This window comes from Lutibaculum baratangense AMV1 (assembly GCF_000496075.1).
In the GTDB taxonomy this organism is placed as follows: Bacteria; Pseudomonadota; Alphaproteobacteria; order Rhizobiales; family Tepidamorphaceae; genus Lutibaculum; species Lutibaculum baratangense.
In genome coordinates this window covers 565864-586548 of record NZ_AWXZ01000039.1, presented here as the reverse complement: position 1 = coordinate 586548, position 20685 = coordinate 565864, and the positions used below count along the sequence as shown (strand labels likewise).

The 20685-nt window shown below is 67.8% G+C and carries 19 protein-coding genes and 2 tRNA genes; 5 read left to right on the top strand and 16 right to left on the bottom strand.

The window, feature by feature from the left end:
• Positions 1-50: 50 nt before the first annotated feature.
• A complete protein-coding gene (gene argS, locus N177_RS17445) occupies positions 51-1802 on the bottom strand; it encodes an arginine--tRNA ligase (RefSeq protein ID WP_023433724.1) in 1752 nt (583 codons plus the stop codon).
• Between the two features lie 41 nt (positions 1803-1843).
• Positions 1844-3037 carry a deoxyguanosinetriphosphate triphosphohydrolase gene (locus N177_RS17440; protein WP_023433723.1) on the bottom strand — a complete coding sequence of 398 codons (1194 nt, stop codon included), beginning with the start codon at positions 3035-3037 and terminating at the stop codon, positions 1844-1846.
• Between the two features lie 123 nt (positions 3038-3160).
• Between N177_RS17440 and erpA the strand changes: the two genes are divergently transcribed.
• Positions 3161-3502, top strand: a complete 342-nt coding sequence (gene erpA, locus N177_RS17435; protein WP_040486132.1) for an iron-sulfur cluster insertion protein ErpA — start codon at positions 3161-3163, stop codon at positions 3500-3502.
• 7 nt (positions 3503-3509) lie between these two features.
• The gene (xth, locus tag N177_RS17430; RefSeq protein ID WP_023433721.1) at positions 3510-4292 is read left to right on the top strand and encodes an exodeoxyribonuclease III; all 783 of its coding nucleotides are present in this window, start codon (positions 3510-3512) and stop codon (positions 4290-4292) included.
• Between the two features lie 30 nt (positions 4293-4322).
• Here the strand turns inward: xth and N177_RS17425 are convergent, their stop codons facing one another.
• The 11 genes from N177_RS17425 to N177_RS17375 form a co-directional block, all read right to left on the bottom strand.
• On the bottom strand, positions 4323-5126 hold the full coding sequence (locus N177_RS17425) for a tetratricopeptide repeat protein (RefSeq protein WP_023433720.1): 804 nt from the start codon (positions 5124-5126) through the stop codon (positions 4323-4325).
• Positions 5113-6837: a dihydroxy-acid dehydratase gene (gene ilvD / locus N177_RS17420; protein ID WP_023433719.1), complete on the bottom strand. Its 1725-nt coding sequence runs from the start codon at positions 6835-6837 to the stop codon at positions 5113-5115. Before ilvD ends, N177_RS17425 begins: the two co-directional genes overlap by 14 nt.
• Before the next feature lie 282 nt (positions 6838-7119).
• Positions 7120-9819 (bottom strand): valine--tRNA ligase, encoded by a 2700-nt coding sequence (locus N177_RS17415; RefSeq protein WP_023433718.1) that lies wholly within the window; start codon positions 9817-9819, stop codon positions 7120-7122.
• A gap of 145 nt (positions 9820-9964) precedes the next feature.
• A complete protein-coding gene (locus N177_RS20740) occupies positions 9965-10561 on the bottom strand; it encodes a PopZ family protein (RefSeq protein ID WP_160170941.1) in 597 nt (198 codons plus the stop codon).
• 362 nt (positions 10562-10923) lie between these two features.
• Positions 10924-12315 carry a TolC family outer membrane protein gene (locus N177_RS17405; protein ID WP_200863420.1) on the bottom strand — a complete coding sequence of 464 codons (1392 nt, stop codon included), beginning with the start codon at positions 12313-12315 and terminating at the stop codon, positions 10924-10926.
• Between the two features lie 163 nt (positions 12316-12478).
• Positions 12479-13141 (bottom strand): protein-L-isoaspartate O-methyltransferase family protein, encoded by a 663-nt coding sequence (locus tag N177_RS17400; RefSeq protein ID WP_040486129.1) that lies wholly within the window; start codon positions 13139-13141, stop codon positions 12479-12481.
• Between the two features lie 105 nt (positions 13142-13246).
• On the bottom strand, positions 13247-14380 hold the full coding sequence (locus tag N177_RS20735) for a sensor histidine kinase (RefSeq protein ID WP_023433714.1): 1134 nt from the start codon (positions 14378-14380) through the stop codon (positions 13247-13249).
• A complete protein-coding gene (locus N177_RS17390) occupies positions 14377-15381 on the bottom strand; it encodes a SpoIIE family protein phosphatase (RefSeq protein ID WP_023433713.1) in 1005 nt (334 codons plus the stop codon). Before N177_RS17390 ends, N177_RS20735 begins: the two co-directional genes overlap by 4 nt.
• Entirely contained in the window at positions 15378-15767 is a 390-nt protein-coding gene (locus tag N177_RS17385) for an ATP-binding protein (protein WP_023433712.1), read from the bottom strand. The genes N177_RS17390 and N177_RS17385 overlap by 4 nt, the downstream gene beginning before the upstream one ends.
• 4 nt (positions 15768-15771) lie before the next feature.
• Positions 15772-16179, bottom strand: coding sequence for an STAS domain-containing protein (locus tag N177_RS17380; RefSeq protein WP_051402438.1), 408 nt, complete (start codon positions 16177-16179; stop codon positions 15772-15774).
• The gene (locus N177_RS17375; RefSeq protein ID WP_023433710.1) at positions 16169-17029 is read right to left on the bottom strand and encodes an STAS domain-containing protein; all 861 of its coding nucleotides are present in this window, start codon (positions 17027-17029) and stop codon (positions 16169-16171) included. The genes N177_RS17380 and N177_RS17375 overlap by 11 nt, the downstream gene beginning before the upstream one ends.
• Positions 17030-17156: 127 nt before the next feature.
• Between N177_RS17375 and N177_RS17370 the strand changes: the two genes are divergently transcribed.
• Positions 17157-17230 (top strand) — tRNA-Cys (locus N177_RS17370).
• A gap of 2 nt (positions 17231-17232) precedes the next feature.
• On the opposite strand, the gene N177_RS17365 is transcribed toward N177_RS17370, so the two are convergent.
• The gene (locus N177_RS17365; RefSeq protein ID WP_341872339.1) at positions 17233-17463 is read right to left on the bottom strand and encodes a hypothetical protein; all 231 of its coding nucleotides are present in this window, start codon (positions 17461-17463) and stop codon (positions 17233-17235) included.
• Positions 17464-17665: 202 nt separating this feature from the next.
• Here N177_RS17365 and N177_RS17360 point away from each other — a divergent pair.
• A tRNA-Asn gene (locus N177_RS17360) sits at positions 17666-17741 on the top strand.
• Between the two features lie 277 nt (positions 17742-18018).
• Entirely contained in the window at positions 18019-19458 is a 1440-nt protein-coding gene (locus tag N177_RS17355; protein ID WP_023433708.1) for a cryptochrome/photolyase family protein, read from the top strand.
• Positions 19459-19465: 7 nt separating this feature from the next.
• Here the strand turns inward: N177_RS17355 and N177_RS17350 are convergent, their stop codons facing one another.
• Both N177_RS17350 and N177_RS17345 read right to left on the bottom strand, forming a co-directional pair.
• On the bottom strand, positions 19466-20038 hold the full coding sequence (locus N177_RS17350; RefSeq protein ID WP_023433707.1) for a dihydrofolate reductase family protein: 573 nt from the start codon (positions 20036-20038) through the stop codon (positions 19466-19468).
• Positions 20031-20684: a ceramidase domain-containing protein gene (locus N177_RS17345; RefSeq protein WP_023433706.1), complete on the bottom strand. Its 654-nt coding sequence runs from the start codon at positions 20682-20684 to the stop codon at positions 20031-20033. The genes N177_RS17350 and N177_RS17345 overlap by 8 nt, the downstream gene beginning before the upstream one ends.
• Position 20685 lies beyond the last annotated feature (1 nt).

Genomic DNA, 20685 nt, shown 5'->3' with positions numbered 1-20685 from the left:
CGGCAGCGGTGGCGCGGCAGCAGTACCCCACTCCTTCGTCGCCCGCCTCCTCAGCGCATCTCGGTGACCGGCTCGACGCCGAGAACCCTGAGTCCCGCAGAGACAGTGCTGGCGACGGACTGGACCAGCGCCAGTCTCGCAAGAGACAACGCTCGATCTTCTGGGTTAATAAAACGTAATTGTGGCAGGTCCTTGCCGCGGTTCCATAGGCCATGGAAGCTGCTCGCGAGGTCGTAGAGATAGAATGCCACACGATGCGGCTCGTGCGCCAGCGCAGCCTGCTCGATCGTCCGAGGGAAGGTCGAGATCTGGCGGATGAGGGCAAGCTCCGCCGGATCCTCGAGCAGGTCGAGGTCGGCCGCCTCGCTCAGCGGGAACGTCACCTCCGGGAAGACCTCGGCGGCGTTGCGGAACACCGAATGCGCCCGCGCGTGGGCGTACTGCACGTAAAAGACGGGGTTGTCCTTCGACTGCTCCGTGACCTTCTCGAAGTCGAAGTCGAGCGGCGCGTCGTTCTTCCGCGTCAACATCATGAAGCGCACGACGTCGCGCCCTACCTCCTCCACGACTTCGCGAAGCGTGACGAATTCTCCCGCCCGCTTCGACATCTTCACGGGCTGACCGCCGCGAAACAGCCTGACGAGCTGGCACAGCCGGCAGTCGAGATGCGCCTCGCCGCCGCTGACTGCGGCGACGGCCGCCTGCATCCGCTTCACGTATCCGCCATGGTCGGCGCCGAGCACGTCGATCATCTCGCCATAGCCGCGCTCGAACTTGTCGCGGTGATAGGCGATGTCGGAGGCGAAGTATGTGTAGCTACCATCCGACTTCATGAGCGGCCGGTCGACGTCGTCGCCGAACTGGGTGGCGCGGAAGAGCGTCTGCTCCCGGTCCTCCCAGTCCTCGGGAAGCTGGCCCTTCGGGGGCGGAAGGCGCCCCTCGTAGATGAGGCCGCGGCTCCTCAGATACTCGATCGTCTCCGCGATCCGATCGGGCGGCCCCTTGAGGCTCGCTTCGGAGAAGAACACCTCGTGCTCGATGGCGAGCGACGCCAGATCCTGCCGGATCATGTCCATCATCATCCCGATCGCCCGCGCGCGCACGATCGGCAGCCATTCCGCCTCCGGCACGTCGAGGAGCGACTCGCCGTGCTCGGCCGCAAGAGCCCGCCCCACCGGCACGAGGTAGTCGCCGGGATAGAGACCCTCCGGGATCTCCGCGATCTCTTCACCCAGCGCCTCGCGGTAGCGCAGATGGGCCGAGCGCGCGAGGACGTCGACCTGAACGCCCGCATCGTTGACGTAGTACTCCCGCGCCACCTCGAAGCCCGCATATTCGAGAAGCCCGGCGAGGGCGTCTCCGAAGACGGCGCCACGGCAATGGCCGACATGCATCGGACCCGTCGGGTTCGCCGAGACGTATTCGACATTGACCTTCCGGCCCTGCCCGATCGTGCTCCGGGCGAAGCCCTCGCCATTCTCCAGGATGCTCCTCAGCTGCCGGCGCCAGTAGGCGTCGCTCAGCCGCAGGTTGACGAAGCCCGGCCCTGCGACGCTCACCTCGGCCACGTCGGCTGTCTTGCCGAGGCGCGACGCGAGCTTCTCCGCCAGCTCGCGCGGCTTCAGTCCTGCCGGCTTGCCGAGCACGAGCGCCGCGTTCGTCGCGAGATCGCCGTGGCTGGGATCGCGCGGCGGCTCGACCGTGATCCGATCGGTCTCGAGCCCCTGCGGCAGCACGCCGGCATCGGAAAGCTCCCGCACCGCCTCGGCGAGGCGGCGGGTGAAATCTGTGAAAACGTCCATCGGAGAACTCCAGGCGCCACTTTTCGGCGCACGCGAGGCGCCTAGCGCAATTCCGATACCGCGTCAAACAGCCGCTCGTATTCGGCGACGGCGTAGCGATCGGTCATGCCGGCGATGTAGTCGCAGACCGTGCGGCGCAGCTTCTCGCCGCTCAGCGTCCCTCCGCTGGGCCACTCGCCCGGCAATTCGCGAGGATCCTCGACGAGCCGACCGTAGAGCTGCTCCACGAGACGCTCCGCCGCGTCCATCACCGCCATCACCCGTTGGTGGCGGTACATGCGCCTGAAGAGAAATCGACGCATGGCGTCGACCTCCTCCATCATCGCAGGCGAGAAGGCGAGAACCGGCGCTCCGGCGTTGCGGAGGTCATCGGGCGTCGCCGGGGCCCAGGCGTCGATACGGCTCATGGCGACACTCAACGCATCCTCGACCATGCCGGTGATCAATCGCCGGACGATCTCATGCGTCAGGCGATTGAGCGAGAGATCGGGGTAGCGCTGCCGTATCGCCTCGACATGCGACCGCACGAGCGGCACTGCCGCACACAGCTCGTCGACCGTGAACAACCCCGCCCGAAGCCCGTCGTCGATGTCGTGGCTATTATAGGCGATGTCGTCGGCGATCGCAGCGGCCTGGGCTTCGCCCGGCGCGAAAGTCGAGAGGTCGACCCCTGCCCCTTCCGCCCAGTCGAGAAGGAACCCCGTCGCCGTCGGCGCGCCCGGCATCACGGGCCCGTTGTGCTTCACGATCCCCTCGAGCGTCTCGAAGGTCAGGTTCAGCCCGTCGAACTCGGCGTAGCGACGCTCGAGCCGCGTCACCACGCGCAGCGACTGCGTGTTGTGGTCGAAGCCGCCGATGTCGGTCGCCACGCGCTGGAGCGCCCGCTCGCCGGCATGCCCGAACGGCGAGTGGCCGAGGTCGTGCGCCAGCGCGATCGCTTCGGCCAGGTCCTCGTCGAAACCCAGGCTGCGGGCGAGCGACCGGGCGATCTGCGAGACTTCCAGCGTGTGGGTCAGCCGCGTGCGGTAGTGGTCGCCCTCGTGATAGACGAAGACCTGCGTCTTGAACTTGAGCCGCCGGAACGCGGTCGAATGAAGGATGCGGTCGCGGTCCCGCTGGAAGGCGCTGCGCGTCCTGCTGGCCTCTTCCTCGACGGCGCGACCGGGCGAGCGGAGGGGATCGCAGGCATAGCTTGCGACGACACGGACGGCCCGCGCGGCGGCGTTCTCTAGCATGGCCTCTCGTTGACAGCGACGGTGGAGTACCTACGTTAGTGGCAGCTTCGCGCGGCCGAGGCCAGTCCCTCCGCGCCCAGCGCTCGAGATGAAGCGGAGCCACCTTTTATGACGACGGATATCATGGCATCTCCCACTGCCGAGAGTGTGACGGTCACCGACCGCGCGGCCAGGCGGATCTCGCAGATCCTGGCGCGTGAGCCGGCCAAGCAAGCCCTGCGCGTGACGGTTTCCGGTGGCGGCTGTTCGGGCTTCCAGTACGGCTTCGACCTCGAATCGGAGCGGGCGGAGGACGATGTCGCGATCGAGAAGGACGGCGTGACCGTTCTCATCGATCCGATCTCCCTCATGTATATGGAAGGCTCCGAGATCGATTTCGTGGACGAGCTCATCGGCGCGTCGTTCCAGATCCGGAACCCCCACGCGACCGCCTCCTGCGGCTGCGGCACGTCGTTCTCGATCTGATCAGACCATGCGGGTCGCGACCTGGAACATCAATGGCGTTCGCGCCCGCCTGCAGAACCTCACGGCCTGGCTCGCGGAAGAGAAGCCGGACGTCGTGTGCCTCCAGGAGATCAAGTGCCAGACGGAGGCGTTCCCCGCCTCAGAGATCGAGAGTCTCGGCTATAACCTGGCGGTTCACGGGCAGAAGGGCTTCAACGGCGTCGCCATTCTCTCGCGGCGGCCGATCGAGGACGTGTCGGACGGCCTGCCAGGCGACGACGAAGACGCCCACGCCCGCTTCATCGAAGCTGTGATCCCTGGCGAGACGGGGACGGTACGGGTGGCGTCCATCTACCTGCCCAACGGCAATCCGATCGGCGGCGAGAAGTTCGCCTACAAGCTGGCCTGGCTCGAGCGCCTGCGCCGCCATGCCGAGGCGCGTCTGCGGCTCGAGGAACCGATGGTGCTGGCGGGGGACTACAACGTCATTCCGACGGATCTCGACGCGAAGAACCCGGGCAAATGGGTGAACGACGCCCTCTTCCAGTCCGAAAGCCGCTCCCTGTTCCGCGCTCTCGTCCATCTCGGTCTAACCGATGCCATCCGCATCCATCATCCCGGTCAGGGCGTCTACACCTTCTGGGACTACACCGCCGGCGCCTGGCAGAAGAACGACGGCATCCGCATCGATCATCTCCTGCTGTCGCCGCAGGCGACCGATCGGATGACGGGCGCCGGTATCGACCGCGCCGTCAGGAGTTGGGAGAAGCCGTCCGATCACGTGCCGGCCTGGGTGGATATCGGCGCCTGAGGCCCGCCCGGGCCGTCGGACGGCCCCGGCTCAGCTTCCGCTGTTGGACAGGATCCAGGCCTGCGCTTCCTGCCTGGCCACGGCGATCTCGTCGGCTCCGAGCACGCTTTCGGCGCGATGGGTGAGCGAGAGAACCCAGTCCCGCTCGGCAGGCGCCGCCCTTTCCTTCGCCACAAGAAGCCAGGCATAGCCACGTTCGGGCATGGGCGGCACGCCGTGGCCGTAGACCAGCATGTCGCCGAGCGTCGCCTGGGCCGCCACGTGGTTCTTTCGCGCCGCGAGGTCGAGCCAGCGTGCCGCCTGGGCGGGATTGGCCCCGACACCCTCGCCGTTCAGGTACATCCGTCCGACCTCGTACTGCGCCTCGGCGTCGCCGAAGTAGAGCGCGGCGTGCCGCAGCAGCCCCAGCGCCCGGGTCATGTCCGGCTGGATCCCGGCTGTCGCGATACCGGTGCGGTAATAGCTCGCGATCCGCACGAAGGCGTCGGCCACCACGCTCGACACGGGGGCGAACGGATCGTCGTCGGCATGCGCGTCGGCGATGCTCGAGAAGATCTGGAACGCCTTGAAGTCGTCCTCCTTCACGCCCTCGCCTTCGGCATACATCTTGGCGAGCTTCCACTGCGCCACGGCATGCCCCTTCTCGGCAGCCACCGTGAAGGCATCGAAGGCGGAGGCATAATCGCCGCTGTGGTAGAACTGCGCCCCGAGACGGAAAGCGTCGGAAGGGTTCGCAGCCCGATCGACCGATCGCGACGGGTCCAATGCCTGGCTCGGGCCCGCCGTTACGCAGGCGAAGGCGACGCAGACGAAAAGATACTCAAATATCCGCATAGGTCGTGGTTTCCGCGGCGCCGCCCGGATGGGTGACGGCCCCCTGGCGCGCCTGACCCACGGTTTGCGCATATTTCCAGATCGCGCTGGAGCGGTAGTCGGTCTCCCGCGGCTGCCACGAAGCGCGGCGCTCTGCGAGGTCCTCTTCGCTCAGGCGAACGTCGATTCGCCCGGTGGTCGCGTCGATGTCGATGACGTCGCCGTCGCGCAGCAGGCCGATCGGCCCGCCGACGGCTGCCTCCGGCCCGACGTGCCCGATGCAGAAGCCGCGGGTCGCACCGGAGAACCGGCCGTCGGTGATGAGCGCCACCTTGTCGCCCATGCCCTGGCCGTAGAGGGCCGCGGTCGTCGACAGCATCTCGCGCATGCCGGGGCCGCCGATGGGCCCCTCGTAGCGGATGACGAGCACGTCGCCTTCCTGGTACTTACGGTCGCGCACGGCAGCGAAGCACTCCTCTTCGGAGTCGAAGCATCGCGCGGGCCCGGTGAATTTCTGGTTCTTGAGCCCCGCCACCTTCACGATCGCCCCGTCCGGCGCGAGGGAGCCCTTGAGGCCGACGACGCCGCCGGTGGGCGTGATCGGGTCGTTAGCCGGGCGGATGACGTCCTGGTCCGGGTTCCAACGCACCTTCTCGAGGTTCTCCGCGATCGTGCGGCCGGTCACCGTCAGGCAGTCGCCGTGCAGGTAGCCATGCTCGTGGAGCGTCTTCATCAGGAGGGGAATGCCGCCCGCCTCGAACAGATCCTTCGCCACGTAGCGCCCGCCGGGCTTGAGGTCGCCGATATAGGGCGTCCTGTTGAAGATCTGGGCGACGTCGAAGAGGTCGAAGGCGATGCCGCACTCGTGCGCGATCGCCGGCAGGTGCAGCGCCGCGTTCGTCGACCCGCCGGTCGCCGCGACGACGGTGGCAGCGTTCTCGAGCGCCTGCAGGGTGACGATGTCGCGCGGCCGGATGTTGCGCGCGATTAGCTCCATCACCTTCTCGCCGGCGGCGAAGCCGAACCGGTCGCGGATCTCGTAAGGCGCGGGCGCGCCGGCGGAATAGGGCAGCGCGAGGCCGATCGCCTCGGAGACCATCGCCATCGTGTTGGCGGTGAACTGTGCGCCGCAGGCGCCGGCCGAGGGGCAGGCCACCTGCTCGAGCTCGTCGAGGTCCTCGTCAGACATCCGGCCGACCGAGTGCTGGCCGACCGCCTCGAAGAGATCCTGCACCGTGACCTCGCGGCCCTTGAACTTCCCCGGCAGGATCGAGCCGCCATAGATGAAGATCGAGGGGACGTTGAGCCGGCACATCGCCATCATCATGCCGGGCAGCGACTTGTCGCAGCCCGCCATGCCGACGAGCGCGTCGTAGCAGTGCCCGCGCATGGTCAGCTCGACGGAATCCGCGATGACGTCGCGGCTGACGAGCGAGGCCTTCATGCCCTGGTGACCCATGGCGATGCCGTCGGTGACCGTGATCGTGCAGAACTCGCGCGGCGTGCCGTCCGCCGCGGCGACGCCCTTCTTGACGACCTGCGCCTGCCGCATGAGCGAGATGTTGCACGGAGCCGCCTCGTTCCAGCACGTCGCGACGCCGACGAGCGGCTGGTGGATCTCCTTCGCCGACAGACCCATGGCGTAGAGGTAGGAGCGGTGCGGCGCCCGGGACGGCCCCTCGGTGACATGCCTGCTCGGCAGTCTGGACTTGTCGAAGGAAGGCAGGTCCATGTCGGCTCCTCACTCACCGGCTACCGCAGATGCGACCACTGCCACGGCGCCCTCCCGGGCGACAAGCGGCAGCGCTCGCCCGCCGCATGCGCGGCCCTCTCTCTCGCAGAGAAAGAAGGCTCCCGGCATTCGGCGGATTAGACCGCTAGGCCAATGAGTTAGGATTCACGCTTCGTTTGTGGCGCAATGACGGCGGCAGGCCCGCAGCCGTCGGCCTTCTCGACAAATGTGCAACCCTTGTTGCCGGCGCGCCACATGAACCTGACGTGCCGGCGGGGTTACTCAGGCGGCGCCGCACAGGCGCTCCAGGGCGGACTGAAGCCGCCCCCTCGTCTCCTCCGCCGAGGCCATGCGCTCGCGTTGCTCGGCCACCACGTGCTCGGGCGCCCTGGCGGTGAAGTTCTCGTTGCCGAGCTTCGCCCTGATCTTCTCGATCTCTGCGCCGAGCTTGCCGATCTCCTTCTCGAGCCGCGACTGTTCGGCGGAGAGATCGATCACCTCGGCGATCGGGAGTGCCAGCGTCGTGCCGCCGACCACCATCTGCACGGAGCCCGACGGTGCCTGGTCCCCGGCCGCCACGCTGTCGAGCCTCGCAAGCTGCTTCAGCTCCGTGCCGTAACGCTCTGCCCTCTCACGCGTTTCCGCACTAGCCTGCACGAGAACCAGCGGCAGCCGCGCCCCTGCCGGCACGTTCATCTCCGAGCGCACGGAGCGGATGGCCGAGATCGCCTCGATGACCCATCCGATCTCGGCGCAGGCCTCCGGGTCCTCCAGATCGGCCGGGACGGGCCAGGATGCCGTCGCCAGCACCCCCTCGTGCCCCAGATGCTGCCAGAGCTCCTCCGTCACGAACGGCATGAACGGGTGGAGAAGCTTCAGGATGCGCGTGAGGACGAACGCAGCCACGGCGCGCGTCTCTTCCTTCTCGGCTCCGTCGGGGCCCTGCAGCGCCGGTTTCGCAAGCTCCACGTACCAGTCGCAGAACACGTTCCAGACGAAGCGGTAGGCCGTGGCGGCTGCGTCGTTGAAGCGGAACTGCTCGATCCCTTCCGCGATCTCGCGCGCCGTCGTCTCGGACTCGCTCAGGATCCAGCGGCTGACGACGAGCTCCGCCGTGCTGGGGTCGAAGCGCGGCGGAACCCGGCACTCGTTCATCTCGATGAAGCGGCTCGCGTTCCAGAGCTTCGTCGCGAAGTTGCGGTAACCCTCTATGCGGGCCTTCGAGGGCTTCACGTCCTGGCCGGGGGTCGCGAGCGAGGCCATCGTAAAACGCAGGGCGTCCGCGCCGAACTCGGAGATCAGGTCGAGCGGGTCGACGACGTTGCCCTTGGACTTCGACATCTTCTGCCCGTGCTCGTCGCGCACGATGCCGTGGATGTAGATCTTCGGGAAAGGGACCTCGTCCATGAAATGGAGGCCCATCATCATCATCCGGGCGACCCAGAAGAAGATGATGTCGAAGCCGGTCACGAGCACGCTCGTGGGGTAGTAGCGGTCGAGCTCTGGCGTGCGATCGGGCCAGCCGAGCGTCGAGAACGGCCACAGGGCGGAGGAGAACCAGGTGTCGAGCACATCCTCGTCGCGGCGCAGGAAATCCGCGCGTCGCTCGGGATCCGCCGCAAGCGCCCTCGCCTCCTCGTCCGTCAGGGTCTCGTTGAGGACGTAGTGCGCGAGGGCGTCGGCGACCGCCTCTTCCTCGGTCTCCGCCACGAAGATATGCCCGTCCGGCCCGTACCAGGCCGGGATCTGGTGCCCCCACCACAGCTGGCGCGAGATGCACCAGGGCTGGATGTTGCGCATCCACTCGAAGTAGGTCTTCTCCCAGTTCCTCGGGATGAAGACCGAGCGTCCGTCCTCGACGGCCCGGATCGCCGGTTCGGCCAGCGTTGCGGCGTCGACATACCACTGATCGGTCAGCCACGGCTCGATGACCACGCCCGAGCGGTCGCCATAGGGGAGCGTGAGCATGTGCTCGTCGATGCGTTCGAGGAGCCCGAGTTCCTGCATGTCCGCCACGATACGGCGGCGCGCCTCGTAACGATCGAGGCCGCGATAGGCGTCGGGCGCGTTCTCGTTGATCCGGGCGCGCTCGTCGAGGACGTTGATCATCGGAAGGTCGTGCCGCTTGCCGACCTCGAAGTCGTTGAAGTCGTGCGCAGGGGTGATCTTCACGGCGCCGGACCCGGTCTCCGGGTCGGCATGCTCGTCGGCGACGATCGGAATCTCGCGACCCACGAGCGGCAGGACGACATGGTTGCCGATCAGGTCGCGGTAGCGCTCGTCGTCAGGATGGACGGCCACAGCCGTGTCGCCGAGCATCGTCTCGGGCCTTGTCGTCGCGACGACGATGTAGCGGCCCTCCTCGCCCTTCACGGGATAGCGCAGGTGCCAGAGATGCCCCTTCGCCTCCGTCGGCTGGACCTCGAGATCGGAGATCGCCGTGAGCAGCTTCGGGTCCCAGTTGACGAGGCGCTTGTCCTTGTAGATCAGACCTTTACGGTAAAGCTCTACGAAAACTTTGAGGACGGCCCGCGACAGGCCCTCGTCCATCGTGAAGCGCTCGCGGCTCCAGTCGCAAGAGGCGCCGAGCCGGCGCAGCTGGTTGAGGATCGACCCGCCCGACTGTTCCTTCCAGCTCCACACCCGGTCGACGAACTGCTCGCGGCCGAGGTCGTGGCGGGAGATGCCGCTCGCCTCGAGCTGGCGCTCGACCACCATCTGGGTGGCGATGCCCGCATGGTCGGTGCCCGGCTGCCAGAGAACGTTCTTCCCGCGCATGCGCTCGAACCGCACCATCACGTCCTGCAACGTGTTGTTGAGGGCGTGGCCCATATGCAGGTTGCCGGTGACGTTCGGCGGCGGGATCACGACGCAGAATGAGTCGACGCCCTCGCGCGTGCCCGCGCGAAAGGCGCCGGCGTCTTCCCAAAGCTGCGAGATCCGCGGCTCGACGGCCGCGGGCTGAAACGTCTTGTCGAGCATGAAACCACTTTCGCCAGTGCATTAGGTCGCGCGGAGAAAGCCCGACGGGTGTGGGCAAGTCAACTGCGAGGGCAATCCGCCAATCCAGGCTGTATCGGCGCAGGTGGTTTCAGGCGGTGGTGCCCCGTCCTTGGCGGATCGGGCCTCAGCGGCGCCCGCGCGTCACCCGTTCGATCTCGTCACGCACCAGGCGCTCGACCAGCACCGGCAGGTTGTCGTCCAGCCATTCCTTCAGCATCGGCCGAAGCATGTCCGCCACGAGTTCCTCGATGGTCCTGCCCTCGGAGTTCGGCCCCCGCTGCGTCAGACGCCCGAAAGCCTCGGCCACGGCCTGGCCCGCCGCGGAAGACAGTAGGGCTTCACTCGGCTCGTCCACCCGCTGCTGCCCCAGGGAGGGCGCCTCCGCCTCTTCCTGCATGGGCTCCTGCTCGCGGTCGTAGCTCCGGACCTGCTGGATGAACGGCGCCTCCACGGGCGTCGTCTCCTCCTCCTCGTGCTCCTCGGGTTCGGGCATCATCGGCCGGAACTCGAGATCGACTTCCTGTTCCGCCTCGCGCGGCGCGCGGAACCGGTCGTAGGAACTGTCCTCCTCGGCCTGCGGCTCGGGCCGTCGGGGTGCGGGGCGGGCCGCCGTGGAAGGCTGGGGGAACGGAATGGCGGATGCCGGCGGAGAAGACATCATCTCGTCCGTCAGGTCGAAGATGTCGTCGTCGTCCGCCGCCGGCTTCGGGGCCGCGGCCACCGGCCTCTCCGGCGCCTGGGGTCTCTCCGGGGCGTGGGGTCGCTGCGGAGCCTGTGGCCGTTGCGGAGCTTCAAGCTCCGGGCGCCGCCGGGCCTCCGGCGCGGGCGCTCTCGGCTTGGCCGGCGGCTGCTCTTCGCCCTCGGCGATGATCTGTCGGATGGATGCCAGGATCTCCTCCATCGAGGGTTCCGGCATCGGGTTGGGATTGCTCATAGTGCTCTGCTGCCCGCCGTGGCAAAGCCATCAAATTGCCGACGAAACGACTCGCGTGTCGAAAGCGGCCCTCAGCAACTATCGCACGAGATGGCCGACAGGCAACCCGAAGAACTTAGGTTTCTCTTAACCTTGCGGATTTCCCGCCGTCACTGGCCGCTCGGGGTGCGCAGCCCGATCCACTTGTCCCGCACCTGGTGGTAGTGAACCTCCGGCTGGTAGACGTCGACGGCGAGTTGGAGCGCGTGAGCGCTCAGGCGGCCCATGGCGGAAATCAGCGCGTAGGAGGCCACCACCTGGTCTCGCTCGGCCACGACGAGCGAGACGCGCGCGTCGAAAAGCTCCTGCTCGGCATTGAGCACGTCGAGAGTGGTGCGCTGGCCGACATTGGCCTCCTCCCGCACGCCGGTCAGCGCGATGCTCGCCGCCTCGACCTGCGCGCGGGCCGAATCGATCGACGCCGTCGCGGCCTCGAGCACGCCCCAGGCCGACAGGATGTCCGCCCTCACGCCCAGCCGCGCCGCCTCGATCTGCAGCAGCGCCTGGTTGCGCTGCTCCTTCGCCTGGCGGACCGCCGAGTACTCGCCGCCGCCCTGATAGATCGGCACGTTGAGCTGGATGGATGCCGACGCGCTCGCCGCCGAATCGACGGAGAAGCTCGGATTCGTGGAATAGCCGACGGTGCCCTGAAGGTTGACCGTCGGCAGAAGCTGCCCCTCGGCCAAGTTCACGGCGAAGGCCGCTGCCTCCTCGTTGTAGACCGCCGCGACCACGGCCGGATGTTCGCGGTAGGCGCGATCGAGCGCGGCGTCGACGCTGGACGGCACGCCGGTGGCCGGGCGCGCCGGCGCGAGATTCGCCGGATCGGACCCCACCACCTGCCGATAGGTGGCACGTGCCGACATGAGGTTCGATTCCGCGAAGTTCAGCTCGGACACCGCGCCCCGCAGGCGTGCCTCGGCCTGTGCCACGTCGGTGCGCGTCACCTCGCCGACCTCGAAGCGGTTGCGAGCCGCGCGGAGCTGCTCCTGCAGGACTTCGATGTTCTGCTGCCGCAGCCGCACGATGGCCGCGTTCTGCAGCACGTCCATGTATGATGTGACGGTCTGCAGCAGGATCTGTTGTTCCGAGTTCGCGAGCGAGGCTCGGCCTGCCCGGACCTGGGCCTCGGCCTGCTTCGTGCCGTTCACCCGGCGGAAGCCGTTGAAGAGCGACTGCTGCACCGTCAGGCCCACGTCAGTGCCGCTGAGGCTCCGTGTGCCGCCGGGCCGGGAATTCTGGATGCTCGTTTCCGCTGACGCGCTCGCGGAGACCTGCGGACGCCACGCCGACAGCGCCTGAGGCACGAGCTCGTCGGTCGCCCGGAGGCCTGCCCGTTCGGCATTCAGGTTGGGATTCGCGCGGTAGGCCTGTGCCATCGCCGAGAACAGCGTCTCGGCGGATGCCGGCCCGACAGGAGCGAGGGAGACGGCGGCCGCCACCGCCAGGCCTGCAGCCCGCACGGCGGACCTGCGGATGATCGTGCGATTGGGTCTGCTCAACGCTTCAACGCCCGGTTGTTAGATCCGATGCCCCCCCGCCGGCGGCGTCCGAAGAACGGTAAGTGGGATTCGCGCCGCCGGGAAGGGGGGAGCGGCCACAGCAACCCACTCGGTGAGCAGGTGCGGTCAAACCGCCACACGCCAGCTTATTTGAACCGGAAGCTCAGAAGACGAACGTCTTGGGTCGCTCGAAGCCGGGCAGCCGGTGCACGTTCATGTCGTAGACGACTCGATGGCTCACGTCACCGTCGATCGAGTGGAAGACCATCGCCTTGCCGATCCCCCCTTCGATCACCGGCGCCACGAGCCGCCCCCCATTGCGGAGCTGCTTGAACAGTCCCTCGGGAACTTCCTCGACGGCTCCCTCGAGGATGATCACGTCGTACGGGCCCTGCGAGGGGTAGCCCTCCCTCAGGTCGCCTTCCACGATCGCCACGTTGTCGATGCCGAGCTCGATCATCAGCGCCTCCGCCGTCTGGCACAGGGCCGGGTCGCTCTCGAGCCCGACGACCGAGTCGGCGAGGCGACCGAGGACCGCGGTCGAGTACCCGGTGCCGCAGCCCACGTCCAGCACGAGGTGTCCGGCCCCGATCTCCGCGAGCTGCACGAGGCGGGCGAAGTGCATCGGTTCCAGGAGCCAGCGGGGCTCGCCCTCGTCGTTCAGGAGAATGTCTTCGTCGACATAGGCCATGGGACGGCGCGAGGCGGGCACGAATCGCTCGCGCGGAAGGTTGAGCAGGGCGTTGAGCAGCCGCCGGTCCGTCACCTCGCTCGGGCGCACCTGGGATTTCACCATGTTCATTCGCGACTCTGCGAAGTCCATCATCGACACGAGGCTCCCTGCCCTGTCCCTACCGCTCGGGGGTGCACTCTTAATTCGCTGCGCCGGAATCGCAAGTGATGCCGTCTCGGTCGCCACGGCGGGCGCAGCTCATTCCTCGACCTGTTGCAGCGGCACGTGCACGGTCACCGCCAGGCCGTCGCTGCCGTCCACTTCCAGCGTGGCACGCAGCTTCCTGGCGCTCGTCTCGACGATTCGCCAGCCGAGAGACTTCGAGCGCCGCAACTCCGCTTCCGCATCGGCGAGGCCCGGCCCGTCGTCGCGCACGCGGATCGTCAGGCCGTGGTCGCTCCGGTGCGCATCGAGATGGATATGGCCGCCCTCCCCGGGCGACTTGAAGGCATGCTTGGCGGCGTTGGTCACAAGCTCGTTGATGATGAGCGCGAGCTCGGTGGCGAAGTCGAAGCCGATGAGCATCGATTCCACGTCGCAGACGATCTCCACGCTCTGCGACCTGAACGCCGCCGAGAGCCGCTCGGTCAGGCCCAGCACATGCTCGCGCAGGTCGATCTCCGCCACGTTCTCCGCCTTGTAGAGATAGCTGTGGGCGTTGGCGAAGGCCTGGATCCGGCCGGTCAGGACGTCGAGCGCCTCTCGCGCCTCCTCCGATTTGACTGAGCGGGCCTGGAGGGTCGCGAGCGACTGGATGATCGAGAGGTTGTTCTTCGTGCGGTGATGCAGCTCGCGCAGAAGGAACTCCTGCTCCGCCAGCGAGTCGCGCAGCGCCCGGTTCTGCTCGGCGAGCTCCTCCACCGGGTTCCCCTGCGCCACGTCGACGAGGGCGGATGCCGCCGAATGAGCCAGCTCCTGCGGCGTCCCCACCGCGGCGAGGTGGAGTCCGAGCGTCACGACCGTGCCGCCCTCACCCGTCTTGAGGTCGAAATTGTCGACGAGCTTCTGAGAACCGTTGAGTCCGAGCCCGAGCCCGGTATGCGACTGGTGCCGCCCGCGCAGTATGGCGTCGACGCCGGCGATGCCGGGCCCGCGATCCTGGATACGCGCCACCAGCCGCGGGATACGCCCCTTCTGGTCGAACGACAGCTCCGCGATTCCCCCGCCGGCATATTGCAGCGCGTTGCGCGCGATCTCCGAGACGGCCGTGGCGAAGCGGATCTGGTCGCGTGGCGCCGCTCCCGCCGACTTCGCCGCCAGCCTCGCCGTGCGTCTCACATGCGCAACGTCCGTGTCCCGCTCCAGCCGGACGGAGGTGACGATCGCCCTCAAGCCGCCCCCCGAGCCACCACGATCCCGCAATCGTCCGTGCCGCGACGGCGACGCTTGTACAGCGTGGCCGCGATGGCCAGCGGCCGGCGCGAGAAAAGAGCGGGCGATTCGCCCGTGCGATCGGCGTTCCTCAGTCCGTCGGTCGACATCACGAGCGTCGCCCCCTGGGGCCACTCGTGCTCCGTCTGCCGGGGATGCTTCTGCGTCGCGCCCACGATCCCGGGGGCACAAGGAATCCCGCGCCTGCTGCCGTCGGGGGAGACGATCTCGCCGCGGACATTGCCGAGGCCGATGCCCGTCAGGACGCCGCCTTCGCTCGGGATCCGGACGATCAGCGATGCGGCGCCGCGGCCACCTTCCAGCGCCCGGCAGACCTCGCGATGGGCCTCGTCGAGCGAATCGCCGCTGCACTCCTCGAACGCCGCGGCGCCACGGGTCGCCTCCTCAGCGGCCGTCGCGCCATGGCCGAGGACGTCGAGCAGCAGGACGAGGGTCGCGTCCGTCTCGTGGCGCACCGCGAAGGCGTCGCCGCCGGCATCGAAGCCCGGCTTGGGAACGATCAGACCCTCCGCCGTCACGGCGTCGGGAGAGGACGGCGCCGCACCCGAGGCGACCTTGGCGAGAACCGTCGTTCCCCCCTGGTCGGTGTGGAAGTCGAATTCGTCGGAGAGCCTGCGGATCGCGCCCAGCCCTCCGCCGATTCCCCGCCCCCCCTCGCCCGCCGTCGTGTAGCCGTCTTCGAAGGCCGTCTCCACAGCCGTGATGCCGGGGCCGAGGTCCATTCCGATGACCGTCATGCCGAGGTGCGGGCCGCGCCTCTCCGGCACGAGCACGACCTCTCCCTCCCGCGCGTGGCGAAGCAGGTTGGTGGCGATCTCCGTGACGATGATCGCGAGCCGGTCCTGAAGGTCGCTCGGCATCCCGAGGCTCTCCGCCTCGTGGAGCGCCCGGCGGCGCGCACCGCCGACCTGGCTCGCTTCGACGACCGGCAGGGATATCATCTGGCAAAACACTCCATCGTGACGGTCGTGCCGGTGAGGGCGGACGAGGCGATCTCGAAACGGTCGACGAGCCGTTTCGCTCCACTCAATCCCAAACCGAGGCCCGAGCCGGTCGAGTATCCTTCCGTGAGCGCCAGTGCCACGTCGGCGATGCCGGGACCCCGATCCATGCACTCGGCGACCACGCTGCGCCGGGGCCCGCTGCCGACGATCTCGAACGTGATCACGCCGCCACGCCCGTACAGCACGGCATTCCGCGCGATCTCCGAGACGGCGGTCACGAACTTCGTCTTCTTTATCGAGCTTGCGCCGATCGCTGCCATCGTCTGCATGGCGGCCTGGCGGGCATATGCCACGTCGCTCGCCCGTCTCAGCGTGACGCTCACGGTGTCATTGGGCAAGGGCGACCGGTGGCAGATCGTTGACGATGAGGTTCATGGCCTTGTCGGCGTTGAGAGCCGTCTCGACACCGACGAGGGTCATGCCGAGCTCGACGAGCGTCATAGCGACGGCCGGGCGCATCCCGACGAGGATGGTCCTCGCGTTCATCATCCGCGCCATCTGCGCCATGCTCCCGATCATCCGGCCGGCGAAGGTGTCGACGATCTCCAGAGCCGAGATGTCGATGATCACCCCTCTCGCGCCCCGGCGGGCGACCTCCTCGACGAGTTCGTCCTGCAGGTGCATCACCGACTGGTCGTCCAGATCGTCGCGAATCGCTACGATCACGCAGCCGGTGATCGTGACGATGGGCGTGCCTCCCGCGTGCAGGACGCCCTCCACCCCCTCAGTGTCCATCGACCGAGACGCCTATGCGCTTGAAGGCGTATTCGAGGCCGCTCTGCAGATCGATGCGGGTCGTCACGTTCGGCAGCTCGACGCCGAGATTGACGATCGTCTGCGCGATCTTCGGGCTGATGCCGCAGATCACGCACTGCGCGCCCATGAGGCGGACGGCCGCGGCCGTCTTGAGCAGGTGCTGGGCGACGAGCGTGTCGACCGTCGAGACGCCGGTGATGTCGATGATCGCGACCTCGGCCTCCCACTGCACGATCGCCGAGAGCAGATTCTCCATCACGGTCTGGGCGCGGAAGGAATCGAGCGTGCCGATCAGCGGCACCGTGACGATCCGGTCCCAGATCCTGACGACGGGCGCCGAGACCTCGGTCATCTCCGACTGCTGGCGTTCGATCACCGCCTCGCGCTTCGTCACGAGGCTCTCGATCGCATAGAGCGACAGCTGGTCGATCACCCGGGACACGTTCCACATGTCCTCGATACCCTGAAGCTCGGGCCCGATCTTGCTGCGCAGGCGTTCGAAGATGGGGCGCTTCATGGAGGTGACGAAAACGCCGATCTCCGTCGGCGAGACGCCGCGCTGCGTCCGGCTTTCGGTGATCTCCTCGAGCGTCTCGCGCACCTGGTCCCAGACCGGATTTGCGAAATCGAAGCCGTCGTCGAGGACGGCGTCGCGACTGGCGCGAGCCAGCGCCGTCAACAGGTCGCGGCTCTGCTTCTCCGTCTCGCGGGTCGAGACGAGGTCGGTCCGCTTCGCCCCTTCCCTGGCCTGCGCCTGCAGCCAGCCCGTGAGGATACCCTCGAAGTCGGACTGCAGTGTCTCGGCCAGCACGTTGTTCTCAGAGGCCATCTGCGTTCCCTGCCTGATCTGTCGCTCAAGTCTCTATGCCGCAAGGACTGCCGGCTCGCAATGGCGCAACCCGAGCCGTTTCGGGCTTGCTTAAGCCCGCTTTGCAAAATATGTATGCGCCCCGGACGGCCACGTGGCGGAGTGGTGACGCAGCGGACTGCAAATCCGTATACCCCGGTTCGATTCCGGGCGTGGCCTCCAGATCACCCGGTCGAAGAGCTTCCCTCTCCCGTGTGGCGCCTCTGGCGGCGCCTTCCCCACCACACGTCGAACCGCCGTCTCCACCGCCGGGCGATCGCCAAGTCGATCGACAGGAAGACGACGCCCAGGGGGATCATCCAGAACCCCAGCACGGGCAGGAAGCCGAGCGAGCCTCCCGCGATCAGGAGCGAGCCGATCGTCACGCGCTGCCAGCGGTAAGGCGGCAATGGCACGCTTCGCTTCCCGAACCTGACATGCGGCGCCCGCCAACCGCTTCCGGCCTCGTTTTCCTGGTTCGTCATCGTCTCTTGTCGCCGCTCCGGCCAAGCCTTCTCCAGGCCAAGTCGTGATGCTCCCGCAGAAATTCAATCCACGGGCTTTGCAAGCGCGACGCGCTTTGCTATATGCCGCCCACCGTCGCAAACGACGGCGTGTTCCCCGGTAGCTCAGTTGGTAGAGCAAGCGGCTGTTAACCGCTTTGTCGCTGGTTCGAGTCCGGCCCGGGGAGCCAATTTTTTCAAGCGCTTAGCTTTCCTAAAATCCGGTTCCTTCCGCTCCCGCTCCGTTGCGGTGCCTGTTCGGCCGCAAGGATCGCTTCGGGCGACGGCTGGACGTCTATGGGGTCTGCGCTGCCCTCGCCGGCTTCGCGATCCGGTTCGCCGTGACGGCGACAGCCGCTCTCCGGTCGCCGGCACCTTGCGAGCATTGACTGCCAAAGACGGAAAGCGATCCATCGGCGTCCGGGCCCCGTAGCCTCACCCCATATCGGCATCGCAGGTGACGACGGGATGACTGGTGGACGAAGAGAGGGTGAAGCGGCGATCGTCTGGCTGCGCGACGATCTGCGCCTCGCCGACAACCCGGCACTGCATGAAGCCGCGCGGTCCGGGAGGCCCATCCTCGTTCTCTTCGTGCTGGAGGAGGTCGGCGGAGAGCCCTCGCGGGGTGCGGCGAGCCTGTGGTGGCTTCATCACAGCCTCGCGGCCTTGGGCGGCGCCCTGGAGCAGCGCGGGGTAGAGCTGGTGCTGCGCCGCGGCGATCCGGCCCGCGTCCTCCCGGAGACCGCGAAGGCGTGCAGGGCGGGACGCGTCTACTGCAACCGTCGCTACGGCCGGGCCGGCCGGCGCGATCGCGACATCGCGGAGACGCTGCGCGACGAGGGCGTCGAGCTCGTGCTCTTCTCCGCGAATCTCCTCCACGATCCCGAGCGCCTCCTCACCAGATCCGGCACGCCCTACCGCGTCTTCACGCCCTTCTGGAAGGCGTTGGCGGCGGAGGCTCCGCCGCGGTCGCCGCTTCCGGCGCCAGGGCGGCTCGAGCCGGCTCCGGACGCCCCGCGCGGCGAGGATCTCGCCGACTGGCACCTTCTCCCGACGATGCCCGACTGGGCCGGCGGACTTCGCGAGGCCTGGGAACCTGGGGAGCATGGCGGGCGAGAGCGGCTGAGGCGATTCGTCGAGAGCCGCCTGGGAAATTACGCGGAGGGCCGCGACCGCCCGGACCGGGACGACACGTCCGGCCTGTCGCCGCATCTGCATTTCGGCGAGATATCGCCCGTCCAGGTCTGGCATGCGATCGATCGCCACGCGACCGGCAGGAACGGGGAGAAGTTCCTGAGCGAGCTCGCCTGGCGCGATTTCTCCTATCACCTTCTCGACCACAGCCCGGATCTCGGCGAAGCGAACTTCAACGAGCGCTTCGATGCGTTCCCGTGGGACCGCAACGAGAAGGCGCTCGAGGCTTGGCGGACGGGCCGCACGGGCTATCCGATCGTCGACGCGGGCATGCGACAGCTCTGGCACCAGGGCTGGATGCACAACCGCGTCAGACTGATCGTGGGTTCCTTCCTCGTGAAGGACCTGATGATCGACTGGCGTGTCGGCGCCGCGTGGTTCTGGGACACGCTGGTCGATGCCGACCCCGCGAACAACGCGGCGAGCTGGCAGTGGGTGGCCGGCTCCGGCGCCGACGCCGCGCCCTATTTCCGCATCTTCAATCCCGTCCTTCAGGGCGAGCGCCACGATCCGGAGGGCGACTATGTCCGGCGCTGGGTGCCGGAGCTCTCGAGACTGCCGAAGAGGTGGATCCACAAGCCCTGGCAAGCCCCCGAAGATGTCCTTGCGGAGGCAGGCGTGCGGCTCGGCGACACCTATCCCCGGCCCGTCGTCGATCACTCCGTCGCGCGGCAGCGGGCGCTCGCGCTGTTTCAGGAGCTGCCGCGCGCGTGACCGGTCGTCATCGGCCAGCGCGCGGACGCCAGACGGCCACCGTCACGTCCCGCTCCGCGTCGAGGATCTCGGGCGTGCCCGGAACGAGGCCCGCCTCCGCCAGAAGCCTCTCGGCGGGCACCCCGTCGTCGACGCCCGAGAAGACGCTCGTGCCCTCGCCGAGCGTCACGCGGTGGGCCCGCGCGAGGTGGAACTCGTCATAGCCGATCTGCAGGAAGAGATCGAAGACGCCCTGCCCGCCCGGCACCGCGATCGGGCCCCCACCCGGCACGAAGCTGGCTAGAACGTCCTGCAGCGGCGTCGCAAGGGGATTCCAGAACATGACGTCGGCGGTCGGTGCCGGATGCGTCTTGCCGCGCGTCACGACGATCCGCCTGCGGCCGGAGGCGTCGGGGTGGAGTTCGTGGCCAAGCCGCCCGAGGACGACGACGACGGCCTCGTCCAGCGCCTTGCGGAAGCGGCGCCAGTCGGCCGGCACGCGCAGCGCCTTCGGCATATGCCCCTGCTCGTCGGCGATCCTGTCGTCGGTGGAGACGATCGCGTGCCCGTGAACACGGTAGGTCTTCGGAATCTCATGCATGGCGCCGACCGTGCACGATGAGCGCCCGCGTGAGAAGGTAGAGAACGACGGCGTTCAGCATGTGCCAGACATAGTGGATCCCGATCGGGACGAGGCCGCACACCGCCTCGTCGAAGGTGCGCGCCGTGAGGGACACGAGAAACACCGCCGCCGCCTGCAGCAACGCCGTCCCTCCGGGCCTGCCGAGCCCGAGGAGCAGGAGACCCACGACCAGCATCGCGAGCAGCGCCGGCATGTAGCCGAACGAGCCGTTCAGCGCCCCGTCCGGAACGAGCCGCTCGACGCCCGTCGACCCTGCGAAGAACGCCACCACCACGGCCACCGACGCCCAGACCGGCAGCCAGAGGAACCGCCGCATCGCGAAATAGAGGTAGCCGTGGATGAACACCGCGATCGGAAGGACGTCGGCGAGGGCGGCCCAGCGCGTGGCGTAGGTATGAAAGAGGAAGGACCCTATCCCGATCCCCCCGATCAGGACGGACAGGAACCAGCCGGCCCCGTCGCCCGGTGCGCGCCTGGAGACCAGTCGTGCCGCTGCGACGGCTGCAACCAGGAACGCGACGTTCGACACGGCGTTCAGCGGCTCGGCCCAGAACGCCTCCGACGTGCGCTCGCAATAGGCGTCGATCGAGGCGGACCAGTCCATG